The sequence below is a fragment of the Amycolatopsis keratiniphila subsp. keratiniphila genome (assembly GCF_001620365.2).
GTDB classification, from domain to species: domain Bacteria; phylum Actinomycetota; class Actinomycetes; order Mycobacteriales; family Pseudonocardiaceae; genus Amycolatopsis; species Amycolatopsis keratiniphila.
In genome coordinates, this window is the sequence record NZ_LQMT02000020.1 from 273,103 (window position 1) to 282,722 (window position 9,620).

The window sequence follows — 9,620 nt, forward strand, 5'->3', positions numbered from 1 at the left end:
CGGGGCTCGCCAAGGTGCCCGTCTCGGTGCGTTTTTCTCGGCCGGGCGGTCGTGAATGTCGATTCGGGGCAGGTCCGTGAAGGCCTCCTTGCCTACCTTGAAGGTAGTGAAGGAGGCCTTCACTACCTTCAAGGTCACCACTTGCGGCGCACCTGCGACAGCAGCCCCAGCAGTCACAGTGACTGCGCGTGAAGGCCCCCTTCCCTCGGCTCAGCCGAGGGAACTCGACCTTCACACCTTCCCCGGGTACATGAAAGCCTCAGATGCGCGCGCCGTGGTACCGAGCCGGGCCAGTGTCATGAAAGGGTCGTTCAGGACGTTTTTCGTCCTGAACGACCCTTTCATGACATCCGGAGCGAGCGTCAGAAGGCGAAAGCGGTACAGAACGAAGTCGCCGACTTCGCCGGGTCCGCGATCGACGTCGCGGTCAGCTTGATGTGCGCGACGTGGTCACCGCCCGCGGCCCGTTTGGCGTGCGCGGTCGCCGAAGACCGTCCGCCGAACGGGACGGTGGACAGCTCGTTCGGCAGCCGCACCTCCCAGCCCTTCGCGCTGGTGGACGCGCTCAGGCGATAGGTGTCGGTGTTGTACGGCGCCACCGCGCCCTTCGCGTTGCCCGTGTTGAGCACCGGGAACGAGCAGCTCGCGAGCCCCTGCTTGGCGAACGCCGGGGCCGACGGCCACAGCGAAACGCCCCTGGCCTGCGAGCCCGCTCCGTCGAGCGAAGCCACCGTGACGACGTAGGACAGCACGCCCTTGCGGTCGCGTTCGATGTCGGAGACGAGGAACTTCAGCCTGTTCGCCTCGTCGGTGTACTCGTACTTGCTCGCGGACCCGGTGCCCGCCTTGAACGCGGCGTCGTTGAGCTGGCGGTAGTCACCGATCGGGATCGGCACCGGGGTGCCGTCCGGCTTCTTGTAGTCGGTCATGCCGATGTCGGCCGGGTTCGCGTCGATGATCCATTCGAACGGCGCGTTGTCCTGGTTCTTCGTCTTCGCGATGAGGACACCGGAATCGGGGGCGAAGGAATCGCTGCCCATCCGGTCGACGACCTCGACGGTGTAGTTGTGGTATCCGCCGCCGTCGCAGAACGGATCCTTCGAGCGATCGCATTTCGGCGAAAGGTCCCCGCCGGTGAGCGCGATGTTGATACCGCTGTAGGCACCCTGTCCCGGCAGGACCGAACGCGCCGTGATCCTCGCCGAAACCGGGCCTGTCTTGGCGAGGGAGTTCCGGTCGAGCTTCAGGACGTCTTCAGGATCGATGATGTCGAGCTTCATCTTCGTGCGCAGCATGTGGTGCGAGCCCATCGAGCCGCCCTGTGTCGCCGGGATCTGCCAGCGGGTGTGCGGTCCGCCGGGACCGTTGAAACTGCCGCGCGACATCATTTCCCACGGTCCGGTGTAGGTGCGGGACGGCGGGTTGCCGAAGGGATTGTTGTAGTTGTCGCCGATGCCGAGGATGTGGCTGAATTCGTGCGCGTACACGCCCTGTCCCGAGCTTTCCGCCTGGGTCGAGGAGCCGGTGATCGCGTTCGGCCAGATGCTCGCGGCGGATTTCCACGACGTCCACGGGACATAACGGGTGGACGCGGCGTTCGGCATGCCGGCGACGCCGGGGCCGAATTCGGCGGGCACGTTCTCCTTCTCGCCGAATTTCATCACACCGAATTCCTGCCAGGTCGAGCTCTCGTCCTGGCCGGCGGAAAGATAGAAGACGAAGTCGAACTGCTTGGACACGTCGCCCACGTCCGCCCGCCAGGCCGCGCCCGCGTCGGTGCGCAGGTCACGCTTGCAGTTCGCGTCCGGCGGGCACGCGTCGGGCTGGAACTCCATGCCGTATTCGAAGGACTTGCCGGGCAGGTGGTACGGGCCGAACGCGGTCAGTTCGACGCCCAGCCTGCCGCCGGAGTCCTCCATCCAGTACTCGTTGATCGTGTGGCCCTGGTTGAGCGCCTGCGGCTTGTTGAGGAAGTCCTGGTAGAACCTCGCGACTTCGGCGCGCGGGATATTGCTCGCGGCGGGGCCGGGGTTGCCGAACACCGTGGAACGCGCGGGCTGCGTGACGGCGAATTCCTGATCCGGGTAGTCCGCGAGCACCACGGCACCCTTGAACATCCGCTTGGTCGGCTTCAGCGCCGGGTCGGCCCAGTTGGTGCCGGGCGGTTTGCGGTAGTCGTCCCACGTCATGTGGTCCTGGTTCTCCCAGGTCGATCCGTCGATCGCGGCCGGCCAGCCGCGCACCGGCGCCGCGGCGGACGCGGGCTGGGCGACCAGACCCGGCAGTAGCGCGACGGTGGCGAGGACGGCGAGTGTTCTGAGTGGGGCTCGTCGGAGAGACGATCGCATCGGGGTACACCTCCCAGTCGGACCGCCGATGAGGCGGCCGTGATCGACGTTAGGAGGTGGGCTTTGCCCTGGGCACCGCCGGAAGTCGTGAGTCTCGCTAACTATCCGCCGAACGCGGGATCAGGAGACGCGCAGGGCGGTGACGAAACGCGGCCGTCCGGCGAGGTCGAGGTGACCCTGCACGTCCGTGAGCACCCGCCGCGCCCGCACGAGCGCCGGGACGGCGGAACCGTGCGTGTCGTCGTGCTCGATCGCCATCCCGCCGGTGGGCCGCAGCAGGCGCGCGGCGGCCGCGATCGCGTGCCGGATCACCGCCAGCCCGCTCTCCTCCGCGAACACCGCCCGCGGCGGGTCGTGTTCGGCGACCTCCGCCGGCACCGGCGTGCCTTCCGGGACGTACGGCGGGTTGCACAGGACCAGGTCGACGAGCCCGTCGAGTTCGGCGAACATCGTGCTGTCCGCGACGTCGCCGGAGTACAGCCGGATGGGCGTGTCCCCCGCGTCGGCGTGGACGTCGGCGTTGTGCCGGGCCCACGCGAGCGCCTGCGCGTCGATGTCGACGGCGTAGACGACCGCGTCCGGCCGCGCGTGCTGCACGGCCAGCGCCAGCGCACCGGACCCGGTGCACAGATCGACCACCACCGGGTACTCGCGTCCGTGCAGCAGTTTGAGGCCCCATTCCAGGAGCAGCTCGGTCTCCGGACGCGGGACGAACACCCCGGCGCCGACGTTCACCGTGATGTCGCCGAGCGCGGCCCAGCCGGTGAGGTACTGCAACGGGATCCGTTTGGCCCGCTGGTTCACGAGCTGGCCGATCGCGTCGACGACCGGCGGGTCCACCAGCGGCACCATCGGCAGGCGGCCGCGTTCGACACCGAGGACGTGGGAGGCGATCAGCTCCGCGTCCGAACGCGGTGACGCCACTCCGGCCTCGGTGAGGATGCGGGTCGCTTCCATGATGGCGAGGCGCAACGGCTGCCGGTTCACTGGTGTTCCTTCACAGAGTCAAGCCTGACACACGAGGCACGCGTGCCGGGGTCGATACACGCGGGCTCAGGGTATCGATTCCTTTCAGCGCACCCGCCACGAGAGCGAAGACAACGTCAGCGCCGCTTCGGCCACCCGCCGCGCGAGGTCTGTCTGGAGGCTCTTCGTCGCCGAAGCGATCCATTCGTCTACGTTCCGTACACCGATGTCGCGGTACTCCACGGCCTGAAGCAGCATTTCGAGCTTGTCCGCGTCACGCGCGTAGAGCGCTTCAGGGCTTTCGGCGGACTCGTACTCGTCGACGGCGTCACGCACCGAGTCACGCGCGGCCTCGGGGAGCGCCGACGTCTGCGCGGCGGTGATCGCCCGCGGATCCGGCTTCTCGACGAACCCCTTGATCGTGTGCGGGAGGTCCCCGGTCCGCGTCTCCTGCGTGTCGTGCCACAACGCGAGGTACGCCGCCCGCGCCGGGTCCGCGCCGCCCTCGGCCGCGAGGAGGCCGGCCAGCTGCGCGACCCGCGTGGTGTGCTCGGCCACCGATTCGGGATCGCGGACTCCGGCCTGCCACCAGCCCGCCCGCCGGATCCGCTTGAGCACACCCAGTTCGAATCCGAATCTGGCCAGGACTTCCACAGTTCTCCTACGCGTCGACGGTGAGATATCCGGCCAGTGTCCCGCGCCGCAACCGGAGCGTGTCGATGCGGTCGTCCATTTCGGCCAGTTCCCGCCGGATCTCCGCCACCACGGTCGGGCACATGTCCAGCTCGGGCAATTCACCCGTGGCACACGGAAGCACCTTGCCGATGACCTGCGTGCTCAGCCCGGCCGCGAGGAGCGCGCGGATCTGCCGCACCGTGGTGACCGCGTCGTCGTCGAAAGTGCGGTAACCGTTGGAATCGCGCCGCGACACCAGCAGCCCCTGCTCCTCGTAGTAACGCAACAGCCGCTGGCTCACGCCGGTCCGCCGGGACAGCTCGCCGATCAGCATGTGACCCCCGTCATCCGAGTTTGACCTTCACATCGATGTCAGTACCTAACGTCGCCGGCATGACGAATCATTTCGCGCACGTCGTCCGCGGTTCCGGTCCCGGCCTCCTGCTCGCCCACGGCGCCGGCGGCGGCGTCGAGGGCAACTTCGGGAGCATCCTCGACGACCTCGCCCGCACCCACACCGTCGTCGGCCCCGACTACCCCGGCTCCGGGGCCACGCCGCGCAGCACCGAGCCGCTGGACCTCGACGCCGTCGCGGACGAACTGGTCTCCATCGCCGTCGACGCCGGTCTCGAACGCTTCGCGATCCTCGGCTACTCGCTCGGCACCGCTGTCGCCGTCCGCGCCACGACGCGGCACCCCGATCGGGTCACCGGGCTCATCCTGACCGCCGGGCTCGCGAAACCGGACAACCGGCTCCTGCTGGGTCTCGACGTCTGGCGCGAGCTGCTGCGCGGCGACCGGAGGCTGCTGGCGAAGTACCTCACCTTCGCCGGCACCGGGGAGAAGCAGCTGAACGCGCTGACACCCGCGGAGCTCGAAGCCGCCATCGACGGGCTGGCCGAGTTCATCCCGGAGGGCAGCCCGGAACACGTGGACCTGGTCGCGAACGTCGACACCCGCGCCGAACTGGCCGGGGTCTCGGTCCCCACCCTCGTCGTCGCCACGGCGCTCGACCGGTTCGTCCCGCCCACCCATTCCCGCGAGCTCGCGGCCGGGATCCCCAGCGCCCAACTGGTCGAGATCGAAGCCGGGCACGGTATCGGCGCCGAGGCGCCCGGCGAATGGCTCGGCGTGATCCAAAAGTTCCTCTCCGCAGGTGTTGGAGAGGGTACGAACTGATCACCCTGCGGAATCTTCTAAGGTGACGCGGGTGAAGATCCGGGAAATCCGACTGACCTTGGGCGTCTTCTTCGCCGCGCTCGGGGTGCTCCTCGTCCGTTTCCTGGTGCCACGTCCGATCGGCATGGCGGACAACGGCGACGGATGGCGCATCCTGTGCCAGCTCGGCGCCCGCGAGCTCGACCGGCCTTCGGAATACTTCGTCCGCTTCTCCTACGGCCCCGCCCCGGCCTGCAACAGCGAGTACATCTCCAGCCAGAGCTGGATCGACAAGATCGCCAGCGAGATCGGGCAGCTGCTCGGCTCGTCCGCGATCCTGAACCTGCTGGTGCTGGGGGTGCTCGGCTGTCTGCTGGTCGCGGGCGGGATCGCCGCGATCGTCGTGGGCCTGCGCCTTTCGGTCCGCGACAGCGTCATCGCCACGGCCGCGCTGCTGCTGGTCGCGGCGGACTCGGCCTTCTTCGGGTACTTCGCCTCCGTGCTGAGCGAGGGCGCCGCCTTCCTCGGGATGCTCCTGCTCGCCGGCGGGCTTCTGCTCATGCACCGCACCGGGCCGTGGCGCTACACCGGGGCCGCGGTCACCGTGCTCGGCGCGATGATCGGGATCAACGCGAAGTCCCAGACGCTGCTGCTGATCCCGCTGTTCGCGATCGCGCTGCTGTTCGTCCGGCCGGAAGGCAGCCGCGGCCTGGCCCGGTGGGCGCTGCCGCTGGCCGTACTCGCCGTCGTCGGCACCGGCACCGCGCTGGTGCAGGGAGCGGGTGACTCGGCCAACGCGGAGTACCGCGAGGCCAACATGTACCACGTCGTGTTCAACGGGATCGTGGACGGGAAACACGACACCACCGGCGACCTCGCCGCGCTGGGCCTGCCGCCCGAGTTCGCGAAGTACGTCGGCACGGGCTGGTGGAGCGCGAACGCGGCCTGGCGCGACCCCGAGTACGCCAAGTACCGCGACAAGATCAGCCGACGCAATGTCGCGCAGTACTACCTCGACCACCCGGTGCGCGTCGTCGAGATGCTGCACCGGTCCGCGCAGGAGACGCTGACCGCGCGCGTGCCGAACCTCGGCAGCTTCGGTGAGCACGCCGGGCAGCCGCCGCTCGCCAAGGAATACCGGATCCCGGTGCTGTCCGGGATCACCGGCTGGATCGCCCCGCTGGGACTGTTCGCCCTGCTGCCGATCTGGCTGCTCATCGGCTGGGCGGGACTCCGCGCCTTCCGCAACCGCACCGGACGCCGCGACGTCGGCATCGTGGTGCTCATGTTCCTGCTCTTCGCGATGGGCCAGATCCTGGTGTCCGGTCTCGCGGAAGGCATCGAGAACGTCAAGCACCAGCAGCTGACGATCTACCCGACGCTGCTCGCCGCCGCCTTCGCCGCGCTCTCGTTCCTGCCGCGGCGCAAGGAAGAACCGCCGGCGGCCGAGGAACGCGAGCCGGAGACGGCCTCCCTCTCCGCTTGAAACGCCTGGAAGAGCACGAACCTGTACGCGCCGAAGGGCTCAAAGAAACAGTCATGGATCTCCGGGAAACGACTGTCGTCACGCGAATATCGGCGAATATCGAAACCGATGATTTCGCCGCGGCCACCACGCTGGGCGGACGTCTCATCGGCGAGTTCGAGGCCACCGAGCTGGAGATCTGCCGGGCGGATCCGGAAGGGGGCTGGACGGGATACCTGGTCTCCGTCGGCTATCGCACGCCGCCCGCCGACGGCGAAGATCCCGCCGAAACACTGCATCGTGCCGCGGTACCCGCGCTTTTCCACTTCGGTCTGAATGCGGAATTCTTCGAAATCCACGGCACTCCGGAGACCGGGCAATACGGTAGCTACGACGCCTATGACGTCCCGGCGGACGGATTCACGCTTTATTCGCTGATGGCGTCCGTCGGTGGTACGGATCCCCGCGAGCCCGCGTACGTCACCAGGCACGATTTCACCCCGCGCGCGGAAACCGATGTCATTTCGCGGGTGCATCTCTACGTGCCCACCGGTGACCTGCGGCTGGCCGTGGACCTGTGCGGCCGCCCCGCGACCGACCTTTCGGCGTCGATGGTCCGGATCAGCACGGACGCGGGCCCTTGCGAAGCGGTGCTGCTGTCGGCTTTTCCCGCTCTCGCCGGGGAAAGCGGCGACGAGGCGCTCAGCCGGGTGACGCGCGAGGTGACCGACCTGCTTTCGCACGTCGGCATGTCGGTCCGGGCAATCCACACCGCGCTGGAGGACGATCCGTTCTCCACCGAGCCGGGTTAGGCAGCGCGGATCAGCCGGCGTGGGCGGCCAGCCGCTCCTCGCGGTCCGCGGTGATGAGCGCGTCCAGCACACCGTCGAGGTCGCCGTCGAGGACCTGGTCCAGGTTGTACGCCTTGTAGTTCACCCGGTGGTCGGCGATGCGGTTCTCGGCGAAGTTGTACGTCCGGACCCGCTCGGAGCGGTCGACGGTGCGGACCTGCGAACGGCGCGCGTCGGACGCTTTCGCGGCGGCCTCCTCCTCGGCGATCGCCTGGAGGCGGGCCTGGAGCACCTGCAGGGCGCGGGCGCGGTTCTGGATCTGCGACTTCTCGTTCTGGCACGAGACGACCACGCCGGTGGGGATATGCGTGATCCGCACGGCGGAGTCGGTCGTGTTCACGCTCTGGCCGCCGGGGCCGGAGGAGCGGTAGACGTCGATCCGCAGGTCGTTGGGGTCGATCTCGACCTCGACGTCCTCGGGTTCGGGGTAGATGAGCACGCCCGAGGCGGAGGTGTGGATGCGGCCCTGCGATTCGGTGGCGGGCACGCGCTGCACGCGGTGCACCCCGCCCTCGAACTTCAGCCGCGCCCAGACGCCGTCGGCCTCGGCCGAACGGCTCTTGATGGACACGGTGACGTCCTTGAAACCGCCGAGGTCCGAGTCGACCGAGTCGAGTACCTCGGCCTTCCAGCCGTGACGCTCGGCGTAGCGCAGGTACATGCGCAGCAGGTCGCCGGCGAACAGCGCCGACTCCTCGCCGCCTTCACCCGATTTGATCTCCATGACGACGTCGGAGCCGTCGTACGGGTCGCGCGGAAGGAGCAGCTCGGTGAGCTTGGCTTCGAGCACGGGGATCTTGGCGGAGATCTCCTCGGCCTCGGCCGCGAAGGCGGCGTCTTCCGCGGCCAGTTCCTTCGCCGTCTCGAGGTCGTCGCGGGCGGTGTCGAGCTCGCGGACCGTCTTGACGACGGGGCTCAGCTCCGCGTACCGGCGGCCGAGCTTGCGGGCACGCGCCTGGTCGGCGTGCACGGACGGGTCGGCCAGCTGCTCTTCCAGCTGGGCGTGCTCTTCGAGCAGACCCTTCAGCGAACTCGAATCCACCACTCCACCTCTCAACGGACCCGGACAGAACCATGAAAAACGGCGCCCACCCGGACATGCGGGTAGGCGCCGTCGTTCAAGCTACTTGGCGTCTTCGGCCTTCTTGCGCTTGCCGTAGCGAGCCTCGAAGCGCGCGACGCGGCCGCCGGTGTCCATGAGCTTCTGCTTGCCGGTGTAGAACGGGTGGCAGTTCGAGCAGATCTCGACGTGGAGGTTGCCGGAGGTCTTGGTGCTGCGCGTGGTGAATTCGTTGCCACAGTCACAGTTCACGTGCGTGACGACGTACTCGGGGTGAATACCGCTTTTCATGGTGTCCTCTCTCGTTGGCTCCGGGTCCCCGAGCGGGGTGAACCGGCGCCGGACTTCAGCGGATGATTTTGCCAGATGTGCTGGCAGTGGCGTCAACGCACCCCTCCCCCGGCATATTCCAGCACGTTGAGTCATCAACTATCGACGGTGAGTTGTACGAAATTTGTACTTGATCACGGGACCGTCTTCCTGTTGGTGATTCCTCAACAGGAGGTATTGATCATGTGCAGCATCCTCGCCAAGGTGGCGAAGCCGGCGTCCGTCGCCGCGCTGGCAATCGCGGCCCTCGCCGTGGCCCCGGCCGCCGGGGCGGCCCCTGAAACGGGCGCCACCATCACCGCCGCCGACATCAACCCGGCCGCGGGAACGTTCACCACGCTGTCCGACGGTGACCTGGCCATCCAGGGCGCCGGTGACGGCACGCCCGCCGGCGCCGTCCAGTGGTTCAAGAACCACATGGGCTCCACCGCGTACCAGGGCCTCTGCGAGAAGGCCGTCGAGAACGCGTACGGAACGACCGGCGTCTGGGCCTCGGCCAACGCGCACTGGAACGGCGCGAGCCCGAAGCACACGACCGGGACGCCGCCGAAGGGCTCCTTCGTGTACTGGAACATCAGCCAGTGGGGTCACGTCGGCATCGCCGACGGCTCCGGCGGGATCTACGCCTCCAGCATCGGCGGCAAGATCGGCCACGCGTCGAGCGTGCACTACTTCAACAACTACCGCGGCTGGACCCCTGCGGCCGTTCCGCACCGCTGATCTCCTCCGCTCTCGCGAGCTAAGCGCCCCGACAGCGCGTGAAGGCC

10 protein-coding genes are annotated in these 9,620 nt (G+C 68.2%); 4 read left to right on the plus strand and 6 right to left on the minus strand.

Going from position 1 to position 9,620, the window contains the following annotated elements; translation table 11 throughout:
• Positions 1-362: 362 nt before the first annotated feature.
• The 4 genes from AVR91_RS21555 to AVR91_RS21570 form a co-directional block, all read right to left on the minus strand.
• The gene (locus AVR91_RS21555) at positions 363-2,348 is read right to left on the minus strand and encodes a M6 family metalloprotease domain-containing protein (protein ID WP_063277147.1); all 1,986 of its coding nucleotides are present in this window, start codon (positions 2,346-2,348) and stop codon (positions 363-365) included.
• Between the two features lie 120 nt (positions 2,349-2,468).
• The gene (prmC, locus tag AVR91_RS21560; RefSeq protein WP_063277146.1) at positions 2,469-3,335 is read right to left on the minus strand and encodes a peptide chain release factor N(5)-glutamine methyltransferase; all 867 of its coding nucleotides are present in this window, start codon (positions 3,333-3,335) and stop codon (positions 2,469-2,471) included.
• A gap of 84 nt (positions 3,336-3,419) precedes the next feature.
• Complete coding sequence (locus tag AVR91_RS21565) at positions 3,420-3,968, minus strand: HD domain-containing protein (RefSeq protein ID WP_063277145.1); 549 nt, start codon at positions 3,966-3,968, stop codon at positions 3,420-3,422.
• A gap of 7 nt (positions 3,969-3,975) precedes the next feature.
• Positions 3,976-4,323 (minus strand): MerR family transcriptional regulator, encoded by a 348-nt coding sequence (locus AVR91_RS21570; protein ID WP_063277144.1) that lies wholly within the window; start codon positions 4,321-4,323, stop codon positions 3,976-3,978.
• A 59-nt stretch (positions 4,324-4,382) separates the two neighbouring features.
• Here AVR91_RS21570 and AVR91_RS21575 point away from each other — a divergent pair, with 59 nt between their 5' ends.
• Genes AVR91_RS21575 through AVR91_RS21585 form a run of 3 tightly spaced genes read left to right on the plus strand, consistent with a single transcriptional unit; the run spans position 4,383 to position 7,424 of the window.
• On the plus strand, positions 4,383-5,168 hold the full coding sequence (locus tag AVR91_RS21575) for an alpha/beta fold hydrolase (RefSeq protein ID WP_063277143.1): 786 nt from the start codon (positions 4,383-4,385) through the stop codon (positions 5,166-5,168).
• Positions 5,169-5,199: 31 nt separating this feature from the next.
• Entirely contained in the window at positions 5,200-6,633 is a 1,434-nt protein-coding gene (wsfD, locus tag AVR91_RS21580; protein WP_063277172.1) for a glycan biosynthesis hexose transferase WsfD, read from the plus strand.
• 53 nt (positions 6,634-6,686) lie between these two features.
• Complete coding sequence (locus AVR91_RS21585; protein WP_063277142.1) at positions 6,687-7,424, plus strand: hypothetical protein; 738 nt, start codon at positions 6,687-6,689, stop codon at positions 7,422-7,424.
• A gap of 10 nt (positions 7,425-7,434) precedes the next feature.
• On the opposite strand, the gene prfA is transcribed toward AVR91_RS21585, so the two are convergent.
• Together prfA and rpmE are read right to left on the minus strand one after the other, a co-directional pair.
• A complete protein-coding gene (gene prfA / locus AVR91_RS21590; protein WP_037341383.1) occupies positions 7,435-8,505 on the minus strand; it encodes a peptide chain release factor 1 in 1,071 nt (356 codons plus the stop codon).
• 81 nt (positions 8,506-8,586) lie between these two features.
• Complete coding sequence (gene rpmE / locus AVR91_RS21595) at positions 8,587-8,814, minus strand: 50S ribosomal protein L31 (RefSeq protein ID WP_007028345.1); 228 nt, start codon at positions 8,812-8,814, stop codon at positions 8,587-8,589.
• A 222-nt stretch (positions 8,815-9,036) separates the two neighbouring features.
• Between rpmE and AVR91_RS21600 the strand changes: the two genes are divergently transcribed.
• A complete protein-coding gene (locus AVR91_RS21600) occupies positions 9,037-9,573 on the plus strand; it encodes a hypothetical protein (protein WP_063277141.1) in 537 nt (178 codons plus the stop codon).
• Positions 9,574-9,620 lie beyond the last annotated feature (47 nt).